Origin of the sequence: Streptococcus sp. UBA3373 (genome assembly GCF_002360305.1) — a bacterium.
Classification (GTDB): Bacteria; Bacillota; Bacilli; order Lactobacillales; family Streptococcaceae; genus Streptococcus; species Streptococcus alactolyticus.
Genome location: NZ_DEQF01000011.1, coordinates 17,783 through 43,282, shown reverse-complemented (window position 1 = coordinate 43,282; position 25,500 = coordinate 17,783). Strand labels below are relative to the sequence as shown.

General features: G+C 39.6%; 29 protein-coding genes and 2 pseudogenes. 15 read left to right on the top strand and 16 right to left on the bottom strand.

The window, feature by feature from the left end:
* Position 1: 1 nt before the first annotated feature.
* Positions 2 to 136 (bottom strand): SPJ_0845 family protein, encoded by a 135-nt coding sequence (locus B3R79_RS01845; RefSeq protein WP_154455026.1) that lies wholly within the window; start codon positions 134 to 136, stop codon positions 2 to 4.
* A gap of 137 nt (positions 137 to 273) precedes the next feature.
* Here B3R79_RS01845 and B3R79_RS01840 point away from each other — a divergent pair, with 137 nt between their 5' ends.
* The 8 genes from B3R79_RS01840 (at position 274) to B3R79_RS01805 (ending at position 6,752) form a co-directional block, all read left to right on the top strand.
* Positions 274 to 2,406, top strand: coding sequence for a Tex family protein (locus tag B3R79_RS01840; RefSeq protein WP_154455027.1), 2,133 nt, complete (start codon positions 274 to 276; stop codon positions 2,404 to 2,406).
* Complete coding sequence (locus B3R79_RS01835; RefSeq protein ID WP_167829299.1) at positions 2,393 to 2,824, top strand: SprT family protein; 432 nt, start codon at positions 2,393 to 2,395, stop codon at positions 2,822 to 2,824. The genes B3R79_RS01840 and B3R79_RS01835 overlap by 14 nt, the downstream gene beginning before the upstream one ends.
* 106 nt (positions 2,825 to 2,930) lie before the next feature.
* Entirely contained in the window at positions 2,931 to 3,416 is a 486-nt protein-coding gene (locus tag B3R79_RS01830) for a hypothetical protein (RefSeq protein WP_293693426.1), read from the top strand.
* Positions 3,417 to 3,540: 124 nt separating this feature from the next.
* Positions 3,541 to 3,816: a PspC domain-containing protein gene (locus B3R79_RS01825; protein ID WP_168260510.1), complete on the top strand. Its 276-nt coding sequence runs from the start codon at positions 3,541 to 3,543 to the stop codon at positions 3,814 to 3,816.
* Positions 3,817 to 4,058: 242 nt separating this feature from the next.
* On the top strand, positions 4,059 to 4,991 hold the full coding sequence (hprK, locus tag B3R79_RS01820) for an HPr(Ser) kinase/phosphatase (protein WP_168260511.1): 933 nt from the start codon (positions 4,059 to 4,061) through the stop codon (positions 4,989 to 4,991).
* The gene (lgt, locus tag B3R79_RS01815) at positions 4,988 to 5,776 is read left to right on the top strand and encodes a prolipoprotein diacylglyceryl transferase (RefSeq protein WP_168260512.1); all 789 of its coding nucleotides are present in this window, start codon (positions 4,988 to 4,990) and stop codon (positions 5,774 to 5,776) included. The genes hprK and lgt overlap by 4 nt, the downstream gene beginning before the upstream one ends.
* A gap of 20 nt (positions 5,777 to 5,796) precedes the next feature.
* Positions 5,797 to 6,216, top strand: a complete 420-nt coding sequence (locus B3R79_RS01810) for a DUF948 domain-containing protein (protein ID WP_154455032.1) — start codon at positions 5,797 to 5,799, stop codon at positions 6,214 to 6,216.
* On the top strand, positions 6,213 to 6,752 hold the full coding sequence (locus B3R79_RS01805; protein WP_293693422.1) for a YtxH domain-containing protein: 540 nt from the start codon (positions 6,213 to 6,215) through the stop codon (positions 6,750 to 6,752). The genes B3R79_RS01810 and B3R79_RS01805 overlap by 4 nt, the downstream gene beginning before the upstream one ends.
* 85 nt (positions 6,753 to 6,837) lie before the next feature.
* Here the strand turns inward: B3R79_RS01805 and B3R79_RS01800 are convergent, their stop codons facing one another.
* On the bottom strand, positions 6,838 to 7,137 hold the full coding sequence (locus B3R79_RS01800; protein ID WP_168260514.1) for a DUF3270 domain-containing protein: 300 nt from the start codon (positions 7,135 to 7,137) through the stop codon (positions 6,838 to 6,840).
* A gap of 228 nt (positions 7,138 to 7,365) precedes the next feature.
* Between B3R79_RS01800 and B3R79_RS01795 the strand changes: the two genes are divergently transcribed.
* A complete protein-coding gene (locus B3R79_RS01795) occupies positions 7,366 to 8,292 on the top strand; it encodes a peptidase U32 family protein (RefSeq protein WP_293693419.1) in 927 nt (308 codons plus the stop codon).
* 137 nt (positions 8,293 to 8,429) lie between these two features.
* Entirely contained in the window at positions 8,430 to 9,719 is a 1,290-nt protein-coding gene (locus B3R79_RS01790; RefSeq protein ID WP_154455036.1) for a peptidase U32 family protein, read from the top strand.
* A 20-nt stretch (positions 9,720 to 9,739) separates the two neighbouring features.
* On the opposite strand, the gene B3R79_RS01785 is transcribed toward B3R79_RS01790, so the two are convergent.
* A complete protein-coding gene (locus B3R79_RS01785; protein ID WP_154454163.1) occupies positions 9,740 to 10,081 on the bottom strand; it encodes a hypothetical protein in 342 nt (113 codons plus the stop codon).
* Between the two features lie 105 nt (positions 10,082 to 10,186).
* Between B3R79_RS01785 and B3R79_RS01780 the strand changes: the two genes are divergently transcribed.
* Positions 10,187 to 10,399, top strand: a complete 213-nt coding sequence (locus B3R79_RS01780; RefSeq protein ID WP_154454164.1) for a YdbC family protein — start codon at positions 10,187 to 10,189, stop codon at positions 10,397 to 10,399.
* 39 nt (positions 10,400 to 10,438) lie between these two features.
* Here B3R79_RS01780 and B3R79_RS01775 read toward each other — a convergent pair whose 3' ends face one another.
* Together B3R79_RS01775 and B3R79_RS01770 are read right to left on the bottom strand one after the other, a co-directional pair.
* Positions 10,439 to 10,993 carry a biotin transporter BioY gene (locus tag B3R79_RS01775; RefSeq protein WP_293693417.1) on the bottom strand — a complete coding sequence of 185 codons (555 nt, stop codon included), beginning with the start codon at positions 10,991 to 10,993 and terminating at the stop codon, positions 10,439 to 10,441.
* 98 nt (positions 10,994 to 11,091) lie between these two features.
* On the bottom strand, positions 11,092 to 11,253 hold the full coding sequence (locus tag B3R79_RS01770; protein ID WP_235281157.1) for a hypothetical protein: 162 nt from the start codon (positions 11,251 to 11,253) through the stop codon (positions 11,092 to 11,094).
* Between the two features lie 147 nt (positions 11,254 to 11,400).
* Here B3R79_RS01770 and B3R79_RS01765 point away from each other — a divergent pair, with 147 nt between their 5' ends.
* From B3R79_RS01765 to B3R79_RS01755, 3 genes and pseudogenes are all read left to right on the top strand, one after another.
* On the top strand, positions 11,401 to 12,039 hold the full coding sequence (locus B3R79_RS01765; protein WP_414717724.1) for a type ISP restriction/modification enzyme: 639 nt from the start codon (positions 11,401 to 11,403) through the stop codon (positions 12,037 to 12,039).
* Between the two features lie 69 nt (positions 12,040 to 12,108).
* Complete coding sequence (locus B3R79_RS01760; RefSeq protein WP_168260518.1) at positions 12,109 to 12,891, top strand: tryptophan-rich sensory protein; 783 nt, start codon at positions 12,109 to 12,111, stop codon at positions 12,889 to 12,891.
* A 41-nt stretch (positions 12,892 to 12,932) separates the two neighbouring features.
* A pseudogene (locus B3R79_RS01755) lies at positions 12,933 to 13,349 on the top strand (nucleotide-binding domain-containing protein); the annotation flags it as partial.
* A 724-nt stretch (positions 13,350 to 14,073) separates the two neighbouring features.
* Here the strand turns inward: B3R79_RS01755 and B3R79_RS01750 are convergent.
* From B3R79_RS01750 to lysS, 7 genes and pseudogenes are all read right to left on the bottom strand, one after another.
* Entirely contained in the window at positions 14,074 to 15,138 is a 1,065-nt protein-coding gene (locus B3R79_RS01750; protein WP_293693415.1) for an FUSC family protein, read from the bottom strand.
* Positions 15,139 to 15,171: 33 nt separating this feature from the next.
* The gene (locus B3R79_RS01745; RefSeq protein ID WP_293693413.1) at positions 15,172 to 16,215 is read right to left on the bottom strand and encodes a HAMP domain-containing sensor histidine kinase; all 1,044 of its coding nucleotides are present in this window, start codon (positions 16,213 to 16,215) and stop codon (positions 15,172 to 15,174) included.
* Complete coding sequence (locus tag B3R79_RS01740) at positions 16,215 to 16,886, bottom strand: response regulator transcription factor (protein WP_293693411.1); 672 nt, start codon at positions 16,884 to 16,886, stop codon at positions 16,215 to 16,217. The genes B3R79_RS01745 and B3R79_RS01740 overlap by 1 nt, the downstream gene beginning before the upstream one ends.
* Positions 16,887 to 17,056: 170 nt before the next feature.
* Positions 17,057 to 17,427: pseudogene (locus tag B3R79_RS01735) on the bottom strand (phospholipase D-like domain-containing protein); the annotation flags it as partial.
* A gap of 328 nt (positions 17,428 to 17,755) precedes the next feature.
* Positions 17,756 to 18,199, bottom strand: a complete 444-nt coding sequence (locus B3R79_RS01730; RefSeq protein WP_293693409.1) for a GNAT family N-acetyltransferase — start codon at positions 18,197 to 18,199, stop codon at positions 17,756 to 17,758.
* A 23-nt stretch (positions 18,200 to 18,222) separates the two neighbouring features.
* Positions 18,223 to 18,552 (bottom strand): cupin domain-containing protein, encoded by a 330-nt coding sequence (locus B3R79_RS01725; RefSeq protein WP_293693407.1) that lies wholly within the window; start codon positions 18,550 to 18,552, stop codon positions 18,223 to 18,225.
* 188 nt (positions 18,553 to 18,740) lie between these two features.
* Positions 18,741 to 20,243 carry a lysine--tRNA ligase gene (gene lysS / locus B3R79_RS01720; RefSeq protein WP_293693405.1) on the bottom strand — a complete coding sequence of 501 codons (1,503 nt, stop codon included), beginning with the start codon at positions 20,241 to 20,243 and terminating at the stop codon, positions 18,741 to 18,743.
* Between the two features lie 165 nt (positions 20,244 to 20,408).
* On the opposite strand from lysS, the gene B3R79_RS01715 reads away from it, so the two are divergent.
* Positions 20,409 to 21,311 (top strand): HAD family hydrolase, encoded by a 903-nt coding sequence (locus B3R79_RS01715; protein WP_293693403.1) that lies wholly within the window; start codon positions 20,409 to 20,411, stop codon positions 21,309 to 21,311.
* 41 nt (positions 21,312 to 21,352) lie between these two features.
* On the opposite strand, the gene B3R79_RS01710 is transcribed toward B3R79_RS01715, so the two are convergent.
* The 4 genes from B3R79_RS01710 to pepF all read right to left on the bottom strand — a co-directional run bounded on the left by B3R79_RS01710 (position 21,353) and on the right by pepF (position 25,383).
* Positions 21,353 to 21,970, bottom strand: coding sequence for a histidine phosphatase family protein (locus B3R79_RS01710; protein WP_154454182.1), 618 nt, complete (start codon positions 21,968 to 21,970; stop codon positions 21,353 to 21,355).
* A gap of 32 nt (positions 21,971 to 22,002) precedes the next feature.
* The gene (locus tag B3R79_RS01705) at positions 22,003 to 22,476 is read right to left on the bottom strand and encodes an aminoacyl-tRNA deacylase (RefSeq protein ID WP_293693401.1); all 474 of its coding nucleotides are present in this window, start codon (positions 22,474 to 22,476) and stop codon (positions 22,003 to 22,005) included.
* Between the two features lie 128 nt (positions 22,477 to 22,604).
* Positions 22,605 to 23,486 carry a glycoside hydrolase family 25 protein gene (locus B3R79_RS01700; protein WP_293693399.1) on the bottom strand — a complete coding sequence of 294 codons (882 nt, stop codon included), beginning with the start codon at positions 23,484 to 23,486 and terminating at the stop codon, positions 22,605 to 22,607.
* Between the two features lie 100 nt (positions 23,487 to 23,586).
* Complete coding sequence (pepF, locus tag B3R79_RS01695) at positions 23,587 to 25,383, bottom strand: oligoendopeptidase F (RefSeq protein WP_293693397.1); 1,797 nt, start codon at positions 25,381 to 25,383, stop codon at positions 23,587 to 23,589.
* Positions 25,384 to 25,500: the final 117 nt, after the last annotated feature.

Genomic DNA, 25,500 nt, shown 5'->3' with positions numbered 1-25,500 from the left:
ATTAATCAGTCACTTTCTTGTCTTTTTTGTCATCTTGTGCCTTGTCTTTTTCAGGGTCACTGGAAACCTTTGGCAAACTAGCAAAGTTGGAAAACATACTTTCCAAATCGTCTTGTCGTTTGTGTGTAATTGCCATAATGAGAAAAACCTCGTTTCTAAAATAATCACCCCCTATTATACTATCAAACCTTAAATAGCACAAAAACGGAGTTGCCCCGCTTGTTCAAAAGTCTTAGGGGCTTTTTTAGGACTTTGTGATATAATAAATCTACTATGAAAAATGAAAACATCACACCTATTGCCCAAGAAATGGGTATCAAGGAAGGGCAAATTGCCAAAGTTTTGGAATTAACTAGCGAAGGCAATACCATTCCTTTTATTGCACGTTACCGTAAAGAAATGACTGGTAACTTAGATGAAGTCCAAATTAAAACCATTATTGATTTGGATAAGAGCATGACGGCTTTAGCAGAACGCAAAGCCACTGTTCTCGCTAAAATTGACGAACAAGGGAAATTAACACCAGAATTGAAAACAGCTATTGAACAGGCTGAAAAATTGGCTGATGTTGAAGAATTGTATCTCCCTTACAAAGAAAAACGCCGTACCAAGGCAACGATTGCGAGAGAAGCAGGGCTATTTCCTTTGGCTCGCTTGATTTTGCAAAACAAACCGTCCTTGGAAGAAGAAGCCAAAGCCTTTTTGACAGAAGGTTTTGACACACCCGCCAAGGCGCTTGCAGGGGCTTGTGATATCCTCATCGAAGCTTTTTCAGAGGACAATCAAGTACGTTCGTGGGTTTACAATGAGATTTGGTCTTATAGTTCGATTGTTTCAAGCGTCAAAGACGAAGCAGCTGACGATAACAAGACTTTCCAAATCTACTATGATTTTTCAGAAAAAGTTGCGAAAATTCAAGGCTACCGCATTCTTGCCCTCAATCGTGGGGAAAAACTTGGTATTTTGAAAGTCGGCTTTGAGCATAATGTTGATAAAATGATTCGTTTCATGGGGGCACGTTTCAAACAAAAAAATGCCTACATTGATGATGTCATTGCCAAAACCATCAAGAAAAAAATCCTTCCAGCCATGGAGCGTCGTGTTCACAATGAGTTAACTGAAGGCGCGGAGGATGGGGCTATCCAACTCTTTTCAGAAAACTTGCGTCACCTCTTACTCGTGTCACCTCTTAAAGGCAAAATGGTGCTTGGGTTTGACCCTGCCTTTCGTACAGGTGCCAAATTAGCCGTGGTGGACCAAACAGGGAAATTGCTGACGACTCAAGTGATTTACCCCGTTCCACCAGCCAGCCAAGCTAAGATTGACCAATCAAAACAGGACTTAGCAGACCTCATTCGCACTTATGGCATTGAAATCATCGCCATTGGAAATGGGACAGCCAGCCGTGAAAGCGAAGCTTTTGTGGCACAAGTTTTGAAAGACTTCCCTGAAGTGTCTTACGTGATTGTCAATGAAAGCGGAGCTTCTGTGTATTCAGCGTCAGAATTGGCTCGCCACGAATTTCCTGATTTGACCGTTGAAAAACGCTCTGCCATTTCCATTGCCCGTCGTCTGCAAGACCCTTTGGCAGAACTGGTGAAAATTGACCCTAAATCTATCGGTGTTGGGCAATACCAGCACGATGTTAGTCAGAAAAAATTGGCTGAAAACCTTGATTTTGTGGTGGATACCGTGGTTAACCAAGTCGGTGTTAACATCAATACTGCAAGCCCAGCCTTGTTGGCCCACGTTTCAGGTTTGAACAAAACCATTTCAGAAAATATCGTGAAATACCGTGACGAACACGGACGTATCACCTCACGTGAGGAAATCAAAAAAGTCCCTCGCTTGGGAGCCAAGGCCTTTGAACAAGCGGCTGGTTTCTTGCGTATCCCAGGGGCTGACAATATCCTTGACAATACAGGGGTTCACCCAGAGTCTTACAAGGCTGTTGAACGTTTGTTGCAAGAACTGAACATTACAGATTTGGATGAGTCAGCCAAAGCCAAACTCCAAGCCGTTTCAGTACCATCAATGGCAGAAACGATTGGCATTGGGCAAGAAACGCTCAAGGACATTATCGCCGACCTCTTAAAACCAGGTCGTGACTTGCGTGATGATTTTGAGGCACCTGTCTTGCGTCAGGACATTTTGGATATTTCTGACCTTGAAATCGGTCAAAAATTAGAAGGAACCGTTCGCAACGTTGTGGATTTCGGGGCCTTTGTGGATATTGGTTTGCACGATGACGGTTTGATTCACATTTCGCAAATGAGCAAATCCTTTGTCAGCCACCCAAGTCAAGTCGTTTCCGTTGGCGATATCGTCACCGTTTGGGTGTCAAAAATCGACAAAGAACGTGGCAAAATCAATCTTTCTTTGGTAGATTTGCGTGAACTTGACTGATTTTGTCAAAGCCGTGTCGCAAGAAGATTTTGGCAAGTCTTTTAACCATGTTGCCGTTTGGAACACCAAGCTCAGAAGCAGTGGCGGCCGCTTTTTCCCCGCTGACGGTCATTTGGACTTTAACCCCAAAATCTACGATACTTTTGGCTTAGATGTTTTTCGGAAAATCGTTCGGCACGAACTTTGCCATTACCACCTGTATTTTGCTGGAAAAGGCTATAAACACGCTGATGCTGATTTCAAAGACTTGCTAAAAGCCGTCGATGGCCTGCGCTATGCCCCCTCCCTCTCACAAAATGCTCCTGCCAACCATTACCGCTGCCAACAATGTGGACAAGACTACCACCGAAAGCGCCGTATCAACACCCAAAAATACCGCTGCGGCCGTTGTCAAGGCAAGTTGCTTATGATAAAATGAGAATTTCATGTGCAAATAATGAACCACATTAAAAGCTTAAGGAGGATTTAATGGAAGATATTTTTGTTGGGCTGACCCTTATTGGTTTAGTAGCTGCTTGGTGGTTTTGGAAGAAACAACCACAACTCAGACCGTAGCTAGTCAAGTTTCATCTGTTTCTACCACCATTTCAACGTCTTCTAGTTCTTCCACAGTTGAATCTTCAACTTCTTCCTCAAGTTCTAGTAGTACAACCGAAAGTAGTTCTTCGTCTGAAGAATTCAAGAAATTTGATACCGAAGCTGGTAAACAATTTGCTGAATATCTAAAACAACAACTAGATGCTAACTATGCAGATGTAAGTTATACTTTTACAGTAACTGGGGATAACTCTACGGTAAATGTTAATGTGTTACAAGATTTTAAGTACGAACCTGAAAGTGAGATTCAAAGAATGGCAGATGCTCTCTTGAGTTTTAAAAACGGAAAATTCTATACTTGGGCAACTGAAAATGGCTATAATTATAACGATACACCATATTTAATCATGAATGCTGAAGATGGGACACCTCTTGCCTCACAAGGAATTTCTGGATATATGAAAGTAAAATGATATTTCTAAATAAAGATTAATACTTATGTCCAACCGATAAAAAATAAAATCAGTCGTAGGGCTGATTTTATTTTGTTGAAAGTGTTATATAATGATTGTAGTAGAGTAGAGAGGAAGTGAAGAGATGAAATCAGTACTCTATAAAAAGCGCGAAAACAAGATGGTTAGTGGGGTTTGTTCCGGAATTGCCGATAAGTTCGGTTGGGACTTGCCTTTGACACGTGTGTTGACCGCTTTGCTCATTTATTTTTATGGCTTTGGTCTTGTACTATACATCCTTTTAGCCATCTTTCTTCCCTACAAAGAAGACATGACACAAAATGATGTGAGAACGGGTCCACGTCGGCGCAAGGACGCTGAGGTGATTGACGAGGATAATGACGACGATTGGATTTGGTAATCCCCTCACCTGATAAACAGATGGGCTAAGGCGGTTTCTACTAGCGTGGGACTGACTTAGTCCATTTTTGGTAAATATAAGTGTCATCGCTTACTTTTAGAGGTGATTGTGATATAATAAAAAGAAAAGGAAAAAGGGTGGAACACGAACGAAAAGCGCAGCTCCCAGCCCTAACCGTTCAAAATCGCTGGGATTGAAAAAAGTGTTGTGTTTTCGCAAAAAAGTGTTCCAGGTATGAAAACATGACTGTTACTGTCAAAATGTTAGTGGACAAGGTCAAGCTAAAAGTTGTCTATGGTAATGATGAACTCTTGGCCAAGGAAATTACAACGGCTGACATTTCAAGACCAGGTCTTGAAATGACGGGGTATTTTGATTACTACTCTCCCGAACGTTTGCAATTGTTGGGGATGAAAGAGTGGACCTATCTCATGAAGATGACCTCGCACAACCGTTACCAAGTCTTGACGGAGATGATTAAGCCTGAAACGCCAGCTATCATTGTAGCGCGCAAATTAGAAGTTCCTGAGGAAATGTTAGCTGCTGCTAAGGAAAAAGGCATTGCGATTTTGCAAAGTCACATCCCAACCAGTCGCTTGTCAGGTGAAATGTCTTGGTACTTGGATTCTTGCCTTGCTGAAAGAACCAGCGTTCATGGCGTGCTTATGGATATCTACGGCATGGGTGTCTTGATTCAAGGGGATTCAGGTATTGGAAAAAGTGAAACAGGTCTTGAATTGGTCAAACGTGGTCACCGTTTGGTTGCGGATGACCGTGTGGACGTCTTTGCCAAAGATGAAGAAACCTTGTGGGGTGAGCCAGCTGAGATTTTAAGGCACTTGCTAGAAATCAGAGGTGTTGGTATCATCGACGTGATGAGTCTGTATGGTGCTAGTGCCGTTAAAGGGTCATCACAAGTCCAATTGGTCATCTACCTAGAAAACTTTGAGTCAGGCAAGGTCTTTGACCGTCTTGGTAATGGCAATGAAGAAATTGAATTGTCAGGCGTTAAAATCCCGCGCGTGCGTATTCCTGTTAAAACAGGTCGTAACGTATCAGTTGTTATCGAAGCTGCCGCTATGAATTACCGTGCCAAACAAATGGGATTTGATGCGACCAAGACCTTTGAAGAGCGTTTGAGCAAGCTGATTAGTCAAAATGAGGAGAACGAATGATAAATCCCATTGCTCTTCAGTTAGGACCGTTCAGTATTCATTGGTATGCCATCTGTATCGTTTCAGGAATGCTTCTTGCTGTCTATTTAGCCATGCGAGAGGCACCTAGACGGCATATTTTGCCAGACGCTATCTTGGATTTCATCTTAATCGCCTTTCCTCTAGCCATTATCGGCGCACGACTCTACTACGTTGTTTTTGACTGGTCGTATTATGCCAGCCAGCCGCCAAGTGAAGTGTTTGCCATTTGGCACGGTGGATTAGCGATTTACGGTGGTTTGATTACAGGTGCGATTGTGCTTTTTGTGTTTTCTTACTATCGTGCCATCAATCCGCTGGATTTCTTGGACATTGCCGCTCCTGGTGTTATGATAGCCCAAGCTATAGGGAGGTGGGGAAATTTTGTCAATCAAGAAGCTTACGGAAAGATAGTCAGTCATTTGAATTACCTTCCCAATTTTATCCAACACCAAATGTATATTGATGGGGCTTATCGGGTGCCAACTTTCTTATACGAATCAGTCTGGAACCTGCTTGGCTTTATCCTTATTCTGAGTGTCAGACATCAACCACATTTCTTAAAACGGGGGGACATTACTTTCTTCTATCTGATTTGGTACGGTTGCGGTCGTTTCGTGATAGAAGGCATGCGAACAGATAGTTTGATGTTCTTTGGCATGCGTGTATCGCAGTGGTTGTCTGCTATTTTAGTAATCGTAGGACTCTTTTTCATGGTATGGCGCAGATGTCATCAAAAAGATATTCCTTATTATCAAGAAGCATAGAAAGTCAGTTAGGAGAAGAAATGTTAGAAGTAGCACTTTTAATTATTGCTATTGCATTTGCTATATTAGTTGGTGTTTTGATACCAATTGGCATTAAATTGTATCGGACAGTAGATGCGATCAATGAAACTATTGATGAAACCAAACAAACCATTACTGTCTTGACCAGTGATGTCAATGTGACACTCTATCAGACCAATGAATTGTTGGCTAAAGCTAATGTTTTGGTCGAAGATGTCAATGGTAAGGTAACAACCATCAATCCATTATTTGTAGCGGTTGCTGATTTATCTGAGACGGTGTCTGATTTAAATGGACAAGTTCGCCATTTAACGCAAAGAGCTTCTCAGGCATCATCAACAGTCACAAAAGCCAGTACTGCCCTTGCCATTGGTAGAGCAGCTACCAAATTATTTCAAAGAAGAGGAGAAGAATCATGAGTAAACTATTGAAGAATGTTATTGTCGGTATCGCTTCTGGTGCAGCTGTTGCGTATTTCTTGACATCTGAAAAAGGTAAAGAATTGCAACAAAAAGCGAAAAAAGCTTACGATGCTTACAAAGAAGACCCAACAAAATACAACCAAAAAGCAAAAGACAAAGCGACTGAATACACAGATTTGGCCGTTGATACCTTTAACGATTACAAACAAAAATTAGAATCTGGTGAATTGACCACAGAAGATATCTTGGGAGCTGTTAAAGAAAAAGGACGAGCCGTAGCAGAATACACAGGTGAAAAAGTATCAGAAGTCGCTTCTAAAGTATCAAAAGCCGTTGAAGAAACAGAAGCAGCTCATCATGATAAAACAGGTGCTGAAGTCGATGACATCATCATCAACTACGCTCCAAAATCACAAGAAGACACAGATGCTGAAACATCATCTGACGATGAACCTGTAAAAGTGAAAGTGGACCCTGAAGAAGAAGCAAAAGCTGATTCATCAGCTGAAGCAGACGAAGATAAAGCCAACTAAAAAAGGCCTAGGCCTTTTGGTTCATTAAAAAACTCCTGAGATAGCTGGTCAAGAGAACTTGAACATCAGCGCTCAGGGAGTTTTTTTATTCTTTTGTTCTGTTTTTGATAGACCGAATCATGCGCGGAACCCCTACAATGGTCGCTAGGCTAATAAGAGAGGCAAATAAGAATGACCAAAGAGGAGCTAAATGCAAAGCAAGTAAAAAGAATGACACAATAACCGTTAAAACGGCAAAAGATGCGATACGTGCAAAGAAAACCAATTCTTGAAAACGTTCATTCTCATGGTCTATATACTGAAAGGTTTTAAATTTTGGGCTAGAGTTTTGCTTTTGCTGCAAATCCTCTTTCTGCTCATGATGTTGTTTTAATGGTGTCGGCATATCCCTCTCCTCTAATTACCTAGCTATCATAACATAAAATGAAAGCTTTGTCATCTTTTTCCAAAACTTGACTAATGTTTCAAAATATGTTTAAAATAGTTGTTGCTCTTTTTAGGAAGCAATCTTTGATTTATCGACTTTTCAACCGTAAAGAAGGGATTTTTTGCCATTGGGATTTGGATAAATTATTATGACTAATCGTTATAGGAGTGGTATAATTAAAACATTATGGAAAAAATAATTATTACTGCGACGGCAGAATCTATCGAGCAGGTTAAAGAGCTCTTAGAGGCTGGTGTTGACCGCATTTACGTGGGAGAGGAAAATTTTGGCTTACGTCTTCCCCATAATTTCACTTACGATGAATTGCGTGAGATTGCAGGGCTTGTTCACGAGGCAGGTAAAGAAATTGTCATTGCTTGCAATGCCTTGATGCACCAAGACATGATGGTGGCTGTTCGCCCTTACCTTGACTTTTTGAAAGAAATCAAAGTGGATTACTTGGTATCAGGCGACGCTGGGATTTACTACATCAACCAGCACGAAGGCTATCATTTCAAAATGATTTACGATGTGTCCGTCTTTGTTACATCAAGCCGTCAAGCCAATTTCTGGGGTGATCACGGTGCCAGTGAAATCGTGTTAGCAAGGGAAATTCCGTCTGCGGAGTTGTTTAAAATGTCTGAAAACCTCCGTTACCCAGCAGAAATTCTCATGTATGGTGCAACGGTTATTCACCATTCAAAACGCCCTTTGTTGCAAAACTACTACAATTTCACGCATATTGATGATGAAAAAACGCGTGAACGTGGCTTGTTCTTAGCTGAACCAGCTGACCCAGAAAGTCACTATTCGATTTTTGAGGACAAACACGGCACACACATTTTTGATACGGACGATATCGACATGATGCCTAAATTGCCAGAGTTGCTAGAACACGGCTTCACACACTGGAAATTAGATGGTATCTATTGTCCAGGTCATAATTTTGTTGAAATTGTTAAGATTTTTGTTCAAGCGAAAAAACTGGTTGAGGCTGGCGAATTGACACAAGATAAAGCTTTCTTGCTGGATGAAAGCATTCGCCAATGGCATCCAAAAGGACGCAGCCTTGGAACTGGCTTTTACGATTTTGACCCGTCAGAGGTCAAATAATACAAACTCTGTTGTCTTGCCATGATTGAGTTACTATTTCAGGGCGTGACAAGACAACCCAACTACATTTTACGGAGAAATTGGTCTTAGACTAATCTACTCACTACATTTACTATCTTGAAAATAGGAATTACAGAATGTCACAAAAAAAATTAAAACGTCCAGAGGTGTTAGCACCTGCTGGAACACTTGAAAAATTAAAAGTTGCTGTTGATTACGGTGCCGACGCTGTTTTTGTCGGTGGTCAAGCTTATGGTTTGCGTAGCCGTGCAGGAAATTTCACCATGGATGAACTCCGTGAAGGGATTCAGTACGCTCACGAACGTGGGGTAAACGTCCACGTTGCAGCCAACATGGTCACACACGAAGGCAATGAAGCAGGAGCAGGCGCATGGTTTAGAGAACTTCGCGATATGGGCTTGGATGCGGTAATTGTATCTGACCCTGCCTTGATGGTCATTTGCTTGACAGAAGCACCAGGATTAGAAGTACACGTATCAACTCAAGCGTCAACCACTAACTATGAGTCATTTGCTTTCTGGAAAGAAATTGGCGTGACGCGCGTGGTTTTAGCCCGCGAGGTGTCTATTGCCGAAATCGAAGAAATTCGCCAACACACTGACCTTGAAATTGAAGCCTTTGTTCATGGGGCAATGTGTATCGGTTATTCAGGGCGTTGTGTTTTGTCTAATCACATGAGTCACCGTGACGCTAACCGTGGTGGCTGCTCACAATCTTGCCGCTGGAAATACGACCTTTACGATATGCCATTTGGTCAAGAACGTCGCAGCCTAAAAGGCGAAATTCCAGAAGAATTTTCAATGTCAGCTGTGGATATGTGCATGATTGAGCACATTCCTGATTTGATTGAAAATGGTGTGGATAGCTTCAAAATTGAAGGTCGTATGAAATCAATCCACTATGTATCAACCGTTACAAACTGCTACCGCGCAGCCGTTGATGCTTATTTGGAAAGTCCTGAAAAATTTGAAGCCATCAAAGATGATTTGATTGACGAATTGTGGAAAGTCGCTCAGCGTGAATTGGCAACTGGTTTTTATTACAAAACACCAACAGAAGACGAGCAGTTATTTGGTGCTCGCCGCAAAATCCCACAATACAAATTTGTTGGAGAAGTTGTGTCATTTGATGCCGGAACAATGACAGCAACCATTCGCCAACGTAACGTTATCCTTGAAGGAGATGTGGTCGAATTTTACGGACCAGGTTTCCGTCATTTTGAAAACACCATCAAAGATTTGCATGACGCCGACGGCAATAAAATTGACCGTGCCCCAAATCCAATGGAATTATTAACCATTACCGTCCCACAAGAAGTACGCCCAGGCGATATGATTCGCTCGTGCAAGGAAGGGTTGATTAACCTTTACCAAAAAGATGGGTCTAGCAAAACGATTAGAGCATAATAGATAGCAAAAAAGAACGACTAAAGCGAAGTCGTTCTTTTCTCTTGGTTGTGGTTTTCTTGTGATTGTCTGACTGTTGGCGGCACTAAAGTCAGATGCTTTATCGCATCAATCGGAATAATCGCTGAAATGTTGTGTTTAATATTTTTTAAAATCAATTTATTATGGGCAGTGTCCCATTTGACCAAATCGCCAGTAAAGCTTTTTTCCTCATAAATCGCATGCAAAGCCAAGTGTTTTTCCTGCGCTTCTTGAATGGTTTGAGAGAGCTTGTGGAAAATCAGCTGGTTATCTCTAGGCTGACCTTGAAAGTCCATATAGGTTTTGGTGTATTTTTTTAATGCGTGAATCAGATTTTTCATAGTGCTTTACCTAAAAAATTGTTAAAATGATTATACACCATTTTTGGTGAAAAAGAAACACGCCTTGCTGAAGTTTTTACGAATATCATTAGTAGGAGGTCCTTTATGGCAGAATTTAAATTTGAAATTGTTGAACACTTGCTTACCTTGTCTGAGAGCGATAAGGGATGGACGAAAGAGCTTAATCGCGTGAGTTTTAATGGCGCAGAGCCTAAATTTGATATTCGTTCATGGAGTCCTGACCATCAAAAAATGGGAAAAGGCATTACCCTTACCAATGACGAATTCAAGATTATTCTTGAAGCTTTTCGTCAATAAAATGTGTGATTATGTTTAGAAAAGGCTGGGATTTTTATCCTAGCCTTTTTCGATTGCTTGAAAATATGGTAAGTGTTGCAGTGAGCGTCTTAAAGTTTGGCTGATGAGGCTAATAACGACTATTTTTCCTAATTCAGGAAGGAGGAAAGGCAGGACACCTGTTAGCCAAGCAGCTTTCCAAGTCATGTCAGCTAGAAAATGCAGCCCTATAACGCCACAGACAAATGCCAAGGCATCCCCAAGGAGATTGCTTATGAAAATACCTGCTAAAGACGAGTGTCTTTGACAAAGGTAAGAAGTAACGCAGGCATAAGCAATAAATCCCCACAAAAAGCCAGCTGTCGGAGTGACAAAAGCACTAATCCCCCCAGCACCCCCAGCAAATACAGGTAGGCCAATAGCCCCCAATAGCCAGTAAACAAGAATGCTCAAACTGGCATCACGAAAACGAAAGGTTGATGCTATCAGCCCCACGGCAAGTGTCTGCAAGGTAAAAGGTACCGTACCAATTGGAATGGTAATCTGTGACAGGACAGCGATTAAAGCTGCTCCAAATGCGGGAAAAACAAGGGTTAATGCTCTGTTACTTGACATAAAGACCTCTTTCTTTTTAAAAATAGTAAACCTGTTTTAATTATATGGTTTACTAAAATTGTAACCAAAGAAATAGACGATGTCAAGTGCTGCATCGTCTATTTCTTTTTAGTGTTTCGTGTTCTTAAATAAAATGAGCAACCGATGATAGCAAAAGCAATGCCCAAAATGATAAAAGTACTTTTACGGGGTGTGTCTGCTAGTAAGCCATAAGCTAAAAAGATAGCAGCAGATAGGAAATAAATGGTGTGTCTAGACATGGCAACTCCTTTGATTGATGAATTACTCCTATTTTAGAATAAAGCGATGCGCTTTGCAATGGCTAAGATCAATAAACTAGTCAAAAACCGCTATTTTCTTTATAATAAAAATGAAACCGTAATCATAAGGAGAGAATAGGTGAAAACATGACAAGACTAGCGTATCGATATTATATTTTTGATTTTTATGACACCTTTGCTTATGTCTATGGGCTACTTAATTCTCGTGAGTATCAGGAAAAGTATGCCAATGACTTGAAGAAAGACTTGGCTCGGATTCCGATTGTTAAGCATAAAGAAAAGTATGTTGAAGTTGGTAAGGCTTTGATGGACTTGCACCTCAACTATGAAGAAGTACCTGTCTATGATGATGTGGAGATTCAGTTTTCTGCTCAGCCTTCTTACAAGGTTACTAAGATGAAATTCATCAAAAAAGGTGACCGCTCTACGATTGTATTTAATAACGAAATCACCATTAAAAATATCCCTGAGAAAGCTTATGAATATATGGTCAATGGACGCTCAGCAATCGAATGGATTATGGACCAGTATCAGATTAAAACCGATAAGAAATCAGGTATCACAGATGATCCGAATGACAATGCCGTTATGGAAAGATTCTACAATACGCTCAAACACGAATTCTATTATCTCTACAAGTTTGATTCAAATGACATTCTTGACCAAAAGCTCTATGAATTCGTTTATGGGAAATATAATCACGTAAGACCACATCGTGCAAACGGTGGACTTACACCTTATGCTGCACGATGTCGTGCAGCGTAAGAAATTTTATACACTAGTGTTACAAAAATGCTTGACTAGGTCAAAACATATATGAATAGGAGAATAAAAATGAAAGAAAGAAAAAAAGCAATTATAAATATATTACTATTATTTTTAACACTTGTAATAAATGCCCTCGGAGCCCTCGGCCTAATCAATGGCTATTCACAAAAAGAGGTATCTGACAGATATTTGACCCTGATAACTCCAAGCCCAACTACATTCAGTATTTGGAGCATAATTTATATTCTTGTAATTTTATCATGTATTTTAATGATAATTAGAAGTGATAATGATTACTATAAAAACGTTATAAATAGAATTACTTCGCTCTTCCGCTTTTCCAGTTTATTCAACATACTATGGATTATATCATTTTCTTATCTACAATTAGAATTGTCAGTTATTTTTATTGTTGCCTTTTTATTTTCGCTATCATTAATATTAGAAAAATTATTATCAATAAAATCTAAAGGGCATTTTATAATACCTTTATCATTTGGAATATATGCCGGTTGGCTTTTTATAGCAACAGTTGTAAACATATCTGCAACTTTGGTTAAACTCAATTGGAATGGATTTGGAATATCTGACACTTTGTGGGCTTTTACAATCTTAATAGTAGCTGTAGTGATTGTATTTCTAGTCAACGTAAAAAATAAAAACGCTGTATTCCCTTTACCGATAGCCTGGGCTTATTTTGGAATCAATAATTTTCTTAAATCAAGCCAAGGCTTTTCGGGATCGTATCCTATATTAGAAAAAGCATCTATAGTAGGGATGATTTTACTTATAATGATATCAATTTTTAGATTTTATAAAAACAATTACAAAATTATTCCTACCACTTAAACTTAGGTTTTCTATTAACATTGACCTAGTCAAGCATTTTTGTAAATTCTATCAGTCATCATCAAAATTCAAAATGGAGTGAACATTTAATAAAACCTGTATCCATAAAGACAAGCTATCTGCTTAAAGGATTCAGATGGAGGGAAATTAAAAGCGGAACAAAATTAAATAAACATGGTAGTCTTAAATTTGAAGTACAAGCTAGTGATTTAAAGGATTATGACATTTGGTGGCAGGTGACAAATACAGGTAGAGAAGCTGAATTAGCAAACTCTTTACGAGGTGGCTTTTACAATTCGGAGTTAGTCGAGGGTAAAAGAGTTAGAAAAGAAAGTACACTTTATACTGGGAGACATTATGTTGAGGCCTATCTAGTCAAGAATGGAATTTGTTATGGGAAAAGTAATCCGTTTGAGGTTATTATAACTGATAAATTTTCAATCGAATTCATAACATGACAAAAAATAGCTGGCGCTTTAATTGGCTCTTATAAAACTTCCTCAAAAAATAAGTCTTTTTCGAAAAAACAAAACTGACAGTGGAAATTCTGCTGTCAGTTTTCTTGTCTCAGAATGAAAAAACTTTGCTTGGAAAAGTCCAAGAGAAGCAATAAGCCTTTATAGGATTTTACAACCCTGTAAATAATTTCTGGTAAATTTTTGGTAAGTTGGTATATTTTCTATCCAGAAAGCCCATCAAATCAAGGTTTTTAGAACACTTTATTTCATTGTTGGGACGAAATCGTCCACTCACGACTTAAAACCATTTTATAAATTTTATCGCCTATAAATGGGCTTGTATTCAACCTCTTTACACCATTCCCATCTGTTTCGTGAAGGTAAAAATGAGGTTTGGTGTAAAAATTGGTGTAAATGGTGTATAGCCATATTTAGTTTTGGGTTTGATAGCATTGCTATCAGTCCTGTGCTTCATTCTACCACTTTTTCGTCATAAAGTAAAGAAAGCACACACCGTATGCAATCTGTCTTTTTGTCATACACAAAAAATGATTTGAACTCATCATACACCTGCTTTCTACGCATTAGTGCACCTAAAAAATACAGCATTTCTTAACTGAACAGTATTTTCAATACATGACCGCATATAATATACTGTTTTCATCATAAAAAACCTTATCTAGGGAGCGTAATAATTCTATTCAAATTTTCTTCCTGATTCACTTCACTCTGCATGTACGGTCTCCTCACTTTCCTTTTTTTTAGACATAAACCAATAAAATATAATACAAAATGCTAAAGCAAACACAACACCAAAAACATTTTGAATCACTCTAAGACTAACCGCTCCTTGTAGTCCATAAGTCTCTGCAGCAATGGCTAAAGCACCAAATGTGTTAAATACTGCCTGCCAGCCATATTGTGCTGAAAATCCTACACCGATTCCACCAAGAATTCCTATATATGCATAGATTGACGAAGGAAGCAGAAAATATAATACTGTAAAACATATAACACCTGCAATATTTCCGACAATCCTTTTACGGACTCTGTAGTGCATATCTTCCATAGACGGCAAAATCACGGACATGGCCGCAATACCAGACCACATTGCACGTGGCATATTACAAAGTTCTGCAATGCAAAGGACAATCGGTACGCATAAAATCTGACATATCTGCCATTTTGTTCTGGAAGAAGTGATATCAAATTCTTGTATCAGATCCTTCAGATTTCTTTTATAAGTTCTGTTTTTATGATTTCGATAAAATACGAAGCAGGTAAGTGCTGCACCTAAAGCCATTCCGACTAATCGCATCTGATAGCTTTTTCCCGTAACATCATAACCATATAGCAGCAGATACCCAAGAACCAATGTAGATTGATTAAACATGAATGGATTATGGCATCCGAACAGAATCAACACAGTCAGTGCCGCAATATTTAACAGCATTCCCAATACCGGTGAAAACTGATTTGCTAAATGCGGACATACAGTCATAATTACAAAGAACAAAGCCAAAAGCATCGTAGATTGTCCGGTGTGGATCCCCAAATCCGCATTTCTAAACACCATGAGACATAATAAGACTACTACACCTACAATGCTGTTCTCATTTCCAAATAGGATGCTGAAAATACTAACAAAGAAAAAACAAAATGCCATTGTAGCAGCTATCTTCACCAGATATACCCACATATGATATAATTTTTCTTTTAGTGTTTCACTATTTTTCAACAGGTTTTTAGAACCTGCCTGATTTAACTGCAACTCCTGATAAAATGTCATATAAATCCTCCCATCTTCTAATTTATCTTAAAACTATATAATCTCATCTTTCTGCATTGGCAGCTCTATAACAAATCTGCATCCACCATATTCACGGTTTTCTGCTTTGATTGTTCCTCCGGCACTATCTACAATCCGTTTTACAAGTGCAAGACCTAGGCCATTTCCTTCTGCTTTATGAGATCCATCTGCCTGATAGAACTTGTCAAATATTCTGGATTTTATATCATCCTCTATTCCCGGTCCTTCATCTTCCAGAATGAACTTAACAGAATCCTGTTCTTGTTTCAGAAACATCGTAATTGTCCCCTTTGAAGGGCTGAACTTAATCGCATTATCCAAAAGATTTATCCAGATATGCATAAAAGGTCCTTCATTCCCAGTATATTTAACTTCCTCCAATTCTACCTGAAAACCAATTTCTTTTTCTGTCCATTTTGTTTCCAATGAAAGAAATGCCTGGCGGATCTGTTCATCCAGACGATATTCTGTTTTTTTCATTGGTATATTCTGATTCTCTAACTTGGATAACAGCAAAATATTACCAACCAATCCGGAAAGTCTTTGGGTGTTAAATAAGATTTTTTCTACATATTTCTCTTGCTCCGGAGACAGTTCTTCTCCCTGAAGCAGCATTGTATATCCTTCAATGGCATTAATCGGAGTCTTAAACTCATGAGAAACATCAGATACAAAATTCATCTGCAGCACCTCTGTTGCACGAAGTTCTTTTGTCATAACGTTAAAACTTTGATAAGATTCTCCAACTTCTGCTATACGGCTATTCGTTTCCAAATGCTGTTCAAAATCTCCCTGAGAAACTTCCTTCATTGCTTTACTAAGTCTGGTAATTGGTTCCAGTAACTTTGCATTAATAAAGGAAGTGATCAGCCCTGCAATCAATGTATTGAAAATCAAAAGCCAGCCAAGCACAGGTATGCTGTCCGGCAGATTAAAAAAATGATTCAAAATAGCAAATAATAAAGCAGATATAACTGTTGAAAATACAAGTGCCAGCCAGATTGCACCAGTCAGACAGGATCGGATCCGCAATCCTTTTTCTTTCTTTTGTTCCATTATTTTTTCACCACCTTGTATCCAATTCCACGCATTGTTACGATTTCAAAATCAGGGTTATCTTTAAAACGCTCTCTGATTCTTCCTATATGTACCTCTATCGTATGTGGGTCTGCCTCCGTCTCGTATCCCCATACTTCATCCATTAACTGTTGTTTTGTAAATGTTCTGCCTGGCGAAGCTGCAAGCTTATATAAAAGCAGGAATTCTTTTTTAGGCAAAACAAGACTTTCCTTATCAGTTGTAACCGTCATTGCATCATAATCAAACTCTGTTGAACCGATCACAATTTTGTGTTCATTCAGTATCTGTGCACGGCGAAGCAGTGCTCCGACTCTTAAAACCATTTCATTCACATTTACCGGTTTTACCATATAATCGTCACTTCCCGAAAGAAATCCCTGGCGCATATCATCAAAGGAACCTTTCGCAGTGATCATAAGTACCGGTATCTGGTATCCTGCTGAACGGAGTTCCGACACCAGTTCATAACCATCCATAACCGGCATCATAATATCGGAAATGATCAGATCAATATACTCTTTATCCAATATTTCTAATGCCAGTGCTCCATCCGATGCACTTTTGACCTGGTATCCATTCTTCTCAAGCACATTTTGGAATAGCTGGCTTAATTCTTTATCATCTTCTACAATTAATATTTGAAACACGATCTTCTTCCTCCTTTATCAGAACAGATATCTTGCCCATCCAAGCAAATGCTGTACCAAAAGTATGTTTCTCTGACGCTTCTTTGTCAATTCAATTGGCTCTACATGATACAGATCACGATAGGTTCCATCTTCCAATACCTGTCGGGACACTCTTCCATATCAATTCAACTCTTCATTCCATCTACTAACAGACGAATATGTACACCTCTGTCTGCCGCATCATGCAGTACTCCTAAAATCAATTTTCTACTTTCATCGGATTGAAATGCAAAAGTAGAAAGAATAATTTCCTTTTTTGCATTCTTGATCAAACGCACTCTTTGTAAAAGCGCTTCTGGATTCTTTTCTATGATTACTGCCCGTTCTGTATTTTCACTGCATTCGTTCCATGACCCATTTTTTGTTTCTTTTTTGGTTGTATTGGACACTTCCGGCTGCTTTTTATATGCAACGCAGATTCCGAGCAATTCATAAAAAGTCACACATAAAAAATTGCCGGTATAACAAGAAGGATTTTACATATTTTATACTTTTTCATTGTACATCACCTGATTCATTCTTTTTATTTCATACTTATACAATACAAAGTCAATCTCAATTTAACCTCAACAAAATTTATTTTTATTCTAATATATGAAGGAGCTTTTCTTACTCCGTTGTATTAATCACTATTTTTTCATAAGCTTCTATCATTTTTTCTTTCTGACAATTACTTAATTCAATTGCCTTGTTCGTCAAAATAAGGTATGTTCTTTCTTTTTTCATCTAATTTCCAGATAATATATCCTTTATTTTCAAGACAATAAATAGAAGAAGCCCTTTGAGAAAAGGATTTTTTCTCTCTCAAAGGGCTTTAATGCATTAGTTTATAGGTTTCTTTGAAAAATCACCATATCCACCAACTTGACTCCGCATTCAAATATCGGCTGGTCGTAATTATCTGTAAAAAAGTTAGGTATGATATGGGAACGAACAAAACCGCACTTTTCATAGAATGGAACTGTCAAAGGACTGTCGCCGGTTCCGACCTGTAAAACGGAATATTTGTCGGCATACTCTTTAACAATAAAATCTATCAAGGCTTTGGCATAGCCTTTGCCTTGATATTCGGGAACGGTCGCAATATTCTTTATCTCAAGAATACCGTTGCACTCATCCGTAACAACACATTCCGCTTTCACACCGTTATCGTTAAGTACATACATAGTGCCTCTCTCAAGATAGCGGTCTATCATATTTTCTTGTTCATCTGCTAAAAGCAGTAGCGAAAGAAACTGTTTCTTATTTTTAATAACCTCTATGATTGTCATTGTTTATTCTTGCAAATACCGATTTAACGCTCTACAACTACCGTGAGCAATACTAAATCATCGTTTCCAATATTTTCAATGCTATGCTGTGAGCCTTTTTTGCAGATATGGCAAGTGCCTGCTTTCAGAATTTCCTCTTGACCGTCACAAATTGCTTTGCCTGTTCCGGACAGAACATAATTTATATCATCACTCGTTTCGTGCTTATGAAGGCCGATTGAGCCACCGGGATGAATTTTTGTCGGGATTATTTTCCCTTGCTCATCCATAAACATTCTTGCACTCATTGTGCCTGGGCCACCGTTCATACCGGGAATTGTTATTTCTTTTGTCTCATTGAAGTCTATCAGCATTTTTTACCTCCGTATATCCTTAAAATGGGCAATCCCGATTGGAACTGCCCATTCATCTTGAAAATTATGCGATTTTTTCGTGCCTGCACAAATTCACGCATCAAATGATGTAAGTTTGATGTAAATCGCCGATTTGTGAGGTTGTCCTAAATCCCAAAACCCGCATAAACACTGAGTTTTTGCTGGTTTTATTTGTCCAACGATTTCATTGTGGGGAAGAGTAAGACGTCACGAATAGTTGTTGTATCTGTGAGGAGCATAACCAAACGGTCGATACCGATACCAAGTCCGCCTGTTGGTGGCATACCGTATTCAAGGGCTTCTACGTAGTCGTAGTCGATACCAGTCGCTTCGTCGTCACCAAGTTCTTTGGCTTTGGCTTGAGCTTCAAAACGTGACAATTGATCAATTGGGTCGTTAAGCTCTGTGAAGGCATTGCCGTATTCTTTGGTCATGATGAAGAGTTCGAAACGGTCAGTGAAACGTGGGTCTTCAGCATTTTTCTTAGCTAGTGGTGATACTTCTACTGGATGTCCGTACACAAAGGTTGGTTGAATCAATGTTTCTTCGACAAATTCTTCAAAGAAGGCGTTGATGATGTGACCAACTGAAGTGAAGTGTTTTTCAACAGGGACATTTTTTTCTTTGGCAATGGCTTGGGCTTCTTCAAGAGTCATGTCTTTCCAGAAATCAACACCAGTGACTTCTTTAATCGCATCCACCATGTGCACACGTTTAAATGGTTTGTCAATAGCGATTTCAGTACCTTGATATGAGATAGGACCTTCGCCTTTAACAGCTTTAGAAACGTGTTGGATGATACCTTCTGTCAAGTCCATGATGTCATGGAAATCAGCGTAAGCTTGGTAAGCTTCGATAGAAGTGAACTCAGGGTTGTGAGTGGCATCCATACCTTCGTTACGGAAGATGCGTCCGATTTCGTAAACTTTTTCCATACCACCAACGATTAAACGTTTCAAGTGAAGTTCTGTCGCGATACGAAGCACCATGTCAATGTCTTGGGCATTGTGGTGAGTGATGAATGGACGAGCTGCAGCACCCCCAGCTTCATTGTGAAGGACAGGTGTTTCCACTTCTAAGAAACCAAGTCCATCAAGGTAATGACGGATTTCAGAGATGATTTTTGAGCGTGTTACGAAGCGGTCAAAGCTTTCACGGTTTGAAATCAAGTCAAGGTAACGTTTACGGTATTTGGTTTCAACGTCTGTCAAGCCGTGGAACTTTTCTGGAAGTGGACGAAGAGATTTAGACAAGTGAGTGATGTGAGTGGCTTTGATAGTCAATTCACCCATGTCTGTACGCATGATTTCCCCTTCAACACCAAGGAAGTCACCAAGGTCTGCTTTTTTGAAAATTTGGTAGTTTTCTTCTCCAACAGCGTCTTTGCGGACGTATATTTGGATTTGACCATCACGGTCTTGGATATGAGCAAATCCAACTTTACCCTTACCACGCTTAGTCATTAGTCGCCCAGCGATAATAGCTGTTTGGTTAATATCGTGAAGCTCTTCTTTGGTCTTGTCTGCGTATTTGTCTTTGAGTTGGCCAGAAGTAGCTGTGCGTTCAAAGCGTTTACCGAAAGGATCGATCCCTTGTTCAGCCAAATGTGCCATTTTTTCACGACGCACGATTTGTTGGTCATTTAATTCTTCGATGTGTTCGTTTGACATGTTTCCCTCCAAGTAAATAGTCTTTTCTATTGTATCATAAATCAAGCTATAATACACTTTATTTTATCGGCGAAGTTAAGAAAGTGTTTTCGTGTCCTTGATTGAAAATAAGGCTAAAAAATAGTATAATATGTGGCGGTAAATAATTAGAGAGAAAAGAGAACCATGATTACTTCAATTGTTTTTGACGTCGATGATACTATTTATGATCAGCAAGCGCCTTATCGTATTGCGGTTGAAAAGTGTTTCCCTGACTTTGATATGAGCAAGATTGGCCAAGCTTATATCCGTTTTCGTCATTATTCGGATGTAGGTTTTCCGCGCGTGATGGCTGGCGAATGGACTACCGAGTATTTCCGCTTTTGGCGTTGCAAGGAAACCTTATTAGAGTTTGGTTACCGTGAAATTGACGAGGTAACTAGTGTGGATTTCCAAGAAGTTTACGAGCAAGAGTTGGAAAATATTACCATGCTTGATGAAATGCGCATGACCCTTGATTTTCTAAAAGAAAAAGGGGTACCGATGGGCATTATCACTAATGGTCCAACAGAGCACCAACTAAAAAAAGTGAAAAAACTTGGCCTTTACGATTACGTTGATCCAAAACGTGTCATCGTTAGTCAGGCGACTGGTTTCCAAAAACCTGAAAAAGAAATTTTCAATCTGGCTGCTGAACAATTTGACATGAACCCTGCGACAACGCTTTATGTTGGGGATTCTTATGACAATGACGTCATGGGAGCTTTCAATGGTGGTTGGCATTCGATGTGGTTTAATCACCGTGGCCGTCAGTTAAAACCTGGTACTAAGCCTGTTTATGACGTGGCAATTGATAGCTTTGAGCAATTGTATGGAGCGGTGAAAGTACTCTTTGATCTTCCTGATAATAAATTCATCTTTGACGTGAACGATAAGAAAAATCCAATCTTGGAGCTAGGCATCAACAACGGCTTGATGATGGCAGCAGAACGTCTGCTTGAGAGCAATATCAGCATTGACAAGGTGGTGATTTTGCTTCGTTTGGACAAACAACAAGAAAAAGTCCTGCGTTTGAAATACTCTAGATAATCTAAAAGGACTCTTGAATAGCTTTCAAGAGTCTTTTTTACTTATTTGTAAGAGGTGTCATTCCATTTGAGGCATGAAAAATGCTCAAAATCTTCGGTTTCCAAAATGGTCAAACTACCATTGTCAAGGCCGCCCTTAGCACGTAAGACAGCTGGTTCATAGCCCAGCAAAGTCCGAATGGAAGCCGTGAAATTTGCCCCGTGCCCCACCAGTAAAACATTTTGGTAGGGTTTGTCTTTTAAAAATTTGACGAAACTTGATACGCGTTTGGTGGTTTGATAAACCGACTCCGCTTCAAAAATGCTGTTGTTAAATTTGGCTAGGTTGTGGCGAAAAGCTTGCATTTGATGTGGATAAATGGCGCTGATTGTCGCAATTTTGTTGCCTTCTAATTTGCCGAGGTGCCATTCTCGCAAGGCTGGTTCAAAAGTGATAGTTTGTGGGTGCTGATTGCGTGACATGATGATTTGACAAGTGTCTTTAGCGCGTTTTAAGTCACTGGAAAACACGGCATCAAAGGAGATGTCTTGCAAATAATCGCCTAATTTTTCCAAATCATGAATGGATTCTTTTAGCAAGGGTGAATCGCCGTTTGCTCCTTGAAAACGTCCTTCAAGGTTCCATTGGGTTTTGCCGTGGCGGACAAAATAACATTTCATAAGGTCATTCTCCCATCTAACACTCAGTGTGACTAAGCTAATAAATCTGCAAATTGAGCATCGACAAAGTCAGCCAAGACTTGGCTATCAATGCGAATAGAGCGTCCAACTTCCCCAGCTGAAACAATCATTTGCCCTAATGTTAAAGCACTGTTGTCAATGAAAATTGGAAAATGGTGTTTTTGGCGAATACCAACGGGGTTATTTGCCCCATGGATATAGCCTGTCGTTTTTTGCAGGTCTTTTTGTGGAATCATGCTCACTTTTTTATTGCCAGATACTTTGGCAAGTTTCTTTTCTGACAGGTGCTCAGTGAGAGGAACAATCCCAATGACAGGACCTGTCTTGTCACCAGTTAAGGCTAGCGTTTTAAAAATATTTGATTTTTGAATGCCCTCAGGCAATTCTCCCTCAAGAGCGTTAATCGCTAAGCTATCGTGTTCAATGTGGGCTTTATCTAAAATTTGGTCCACTAAGGTTTTCTTCATTTTTGCTTTTTTAGACATCATTACCACTTTCTAATGTTAAGAGTAGAAGCGCAGGGCTCCTTGTTAGTTTTATTATAATCAATCTGTTAGCATTTGACAAATTCCCAAGAGATCACACAAAAATAAGACTAGGAATTTTCCTAGCCTTATTTATTGCTATCTTCTTTGTTGTCACTTTTATTATTACTGCCACCAAACAATTTTTTGTAAGTTGATTTTTTGTCTTTGGTCACGGCAATTTGATTTAAATCTAAAGGCGAATTAAAGCCGTTGAGGTAACCTTGCGACGTGTACTGATGGAGGTCATAATCTAAATCGGTCTGTGGTGCGGCATTGTAGTAGCCAGAATCAGAACCATAAGCAGGAATCCACACGGCATCAAAGCCATCAACAGAGATTTCTTGCTCATCTATGAAGTAGGTTCCAATGTAAATCCCAACCTTTTCGGCACCTAAACGTTTGAGCTCTTTAAGAAAAGCTTGGACTCCCTTATTCATGTCAGGCATGGTCGCCTCTTCAACGTCAACCCAGTAAAAAGTAGGCTTGTAAGGCGAAGCATTTTCATAGAAAGTCTTGGCCTCTTCCTTCATTTCTTTGACGCTTCTTCCTAAAGCATAACTATAAACCGCTACTGGAACGTCTCGTTTTTGTAGTTCTTTGATGTGGGTCTTAAACGATTTATCAATCCCAGTGGTATAAGCGGCGTTGCTATCTTTACTAATTTGTGATCCCCCGTACACACGAACGATAGCACCAGAAATATTTTTAGACAGAGTATCATAGTCAATTTCGCTTGGAAGTTGCCAACCAGAGATATCGATAATCGGATTAAGAACAAACTCTTTATCATTGTCAGTATCAGAAGTTGATGTAGTGGTACTCGTGCCACTCAAAGTCGGAATAGAAGCCTTTGCTGAAATTAACTGTTGTTCTTTTAGACTGTCTGAGTGCGTTTTACCGATCACGAGAAGGAGCCCTAAAAGGGCGAAGAAAACTACAACAACAATAGGTTTTATTCGTCTTCTCATTACTCATATTTTAGCGTAAAACGGTTTAAAAATCAAAACAATACGCTTTTGTAATACAATTGTCATATTTGCAATGACTTATGGGAATAAATGTCTAAATTTATGCTGTCATGGCTTCGGTGTAGGCGATGATTTGGTCAACGGTTTGGCTTAAAAATTGGATGGTGTCGCGGAGTGGTTGGTCAGTTGAAATGTCTGCTCCGATTAATTTAGCCGTGTCAAGCGGTGTACGTGAGCCACCAGATTTGAGGAAGGTTAGCCAGTCTTGGGCACCATTTGGGTTTTGCTTAAGGTTCAAAAAGCCAGCCGTTGCAATCACAAGCCCTGCAGAATAAGTGTAGCTGTAAAGTCCCATGTAGTAGTGGCTTTGACGCATCCAAGTCAATGCAGCATCGTCATCAATGTCAATGGCATCACCCCAAAATTGGCTGAGAACCTCTTTCATAATGCGATTAAGTTGCTCAGCTCCAAATGTTTTGCCCTCTTCAATAAGGGTGTAAACACGACGTTGGAAGGCAGCCTCTAGCAGATGCGTGATGAAATTGTGAAAATAAGTATCTGTCAAACGGTGGGCTAAGGCAAAGCGTTTTTGACGAGGGTCATCGAACTGCTGTTCCAAATAATCGCTCAGCAACAATTCATTGAAGGTTGAAGGGGCTTCTACATAATAAGTGGACATGTGGGTATTGAAGTAGCTTTGATAGTTGTCAGAAAAGATAAATTGCCCTGAGTGACCAATTTCGTGAATCAAGGTATAGACATCTGACAAACGCCCTGTCCAGCTCATGAGAATGTATGGGTGAACCTTGTATGGGTCTGCAGCATAGCCGCCTGAATCTTTATTGGCATTAGCAGCAAAATCCACCCAGCGCTCTTCTTGGTAGCGGGCAACTTCCTGACTGTATTCCTCACCCAGCGGAGCAACGGATTTCATCACCAAATCATAGGCATCGTCAATGCTGACGTGAGGATTTAAATCGCTATCCAAATCCAATTTCCAATCAGCAAAGGTCATTTTTGACAAGCCATTCACTTTTGCCACGTGTTTGAGGTATTTTTGTGCAATCGGCGCAAACTCTGTCATAATGAGATCAATTTGGCGGTCAAACATATCGCGGTCCACTTCTTGTTCGGCAAGGAGGTAGTCAAAAACAGAGTCGTACCCCCGCATATCCGCTATGATTTTTTCAGATTTGACCTGTGTCAAATAAGCACTTGCTGCGGCATTTTGGTGTTTTCTAAGCCCAGCTGAGAAAGAGCGGAAGGCATTTTCACGAACATCAGCGTCTTCATGATTTTGATAGAAATTTTCATAAGTGACAAAAGAGTTGCGGTAGGTTTTGCCGTTCACTTCAAAATCGTCCATTTCAAAATCACCTGCACGCATTTTAGTGTAAATGTCTTGCGGTGCGTTGAAAACTTCGGCCAGATTAGTCAAGGTTTTTTCGACTTCTGGTGAGATAAAGTGTTTCTTTTGGATTTTAGCTTGGCGAATGGCTGCGCTAAAATGTGGGTTGGCTTCTAATTCGTCCAAGATAGCCAAATCAGCAGTCGCAAGAGCCGTATCAAAAAAGCTGAGTGCCACATTAGCCTTGGTCATAAAGTCTGCCCCTGCCTGTGCGATTTGGGCAAATGATTCATCGCTGAAATCCGTTGTCTGCGGCATAAAAGCGTAGTTATCGATATGGCTCATCTCGATGTAAATCTGCTCAATCTCATACAAAGCACGTGTAAAATCATCAGCAGTTTCTAAGCGTCCCTCGTAATTGCGCTTAAAGACGTTAATATCTTCTAATGTTTTTTCAATACTTCGTAAAAAATCCTCGCGGTCTTGATAGAGTGCTGTCAAATCCCATAATTCATTTTCAGGAAAATCCGAACGTTTTTTCAATTCCATAGGTCATCTCCAATCATTTTAGTTCTTATCCTCAAAAGTATATCAAAAATCTAGAGCTTATCCTAGTAGCACAGGCTATACGGCAAAAAGATTTAAAAAAATCAGAAAATTTATAAA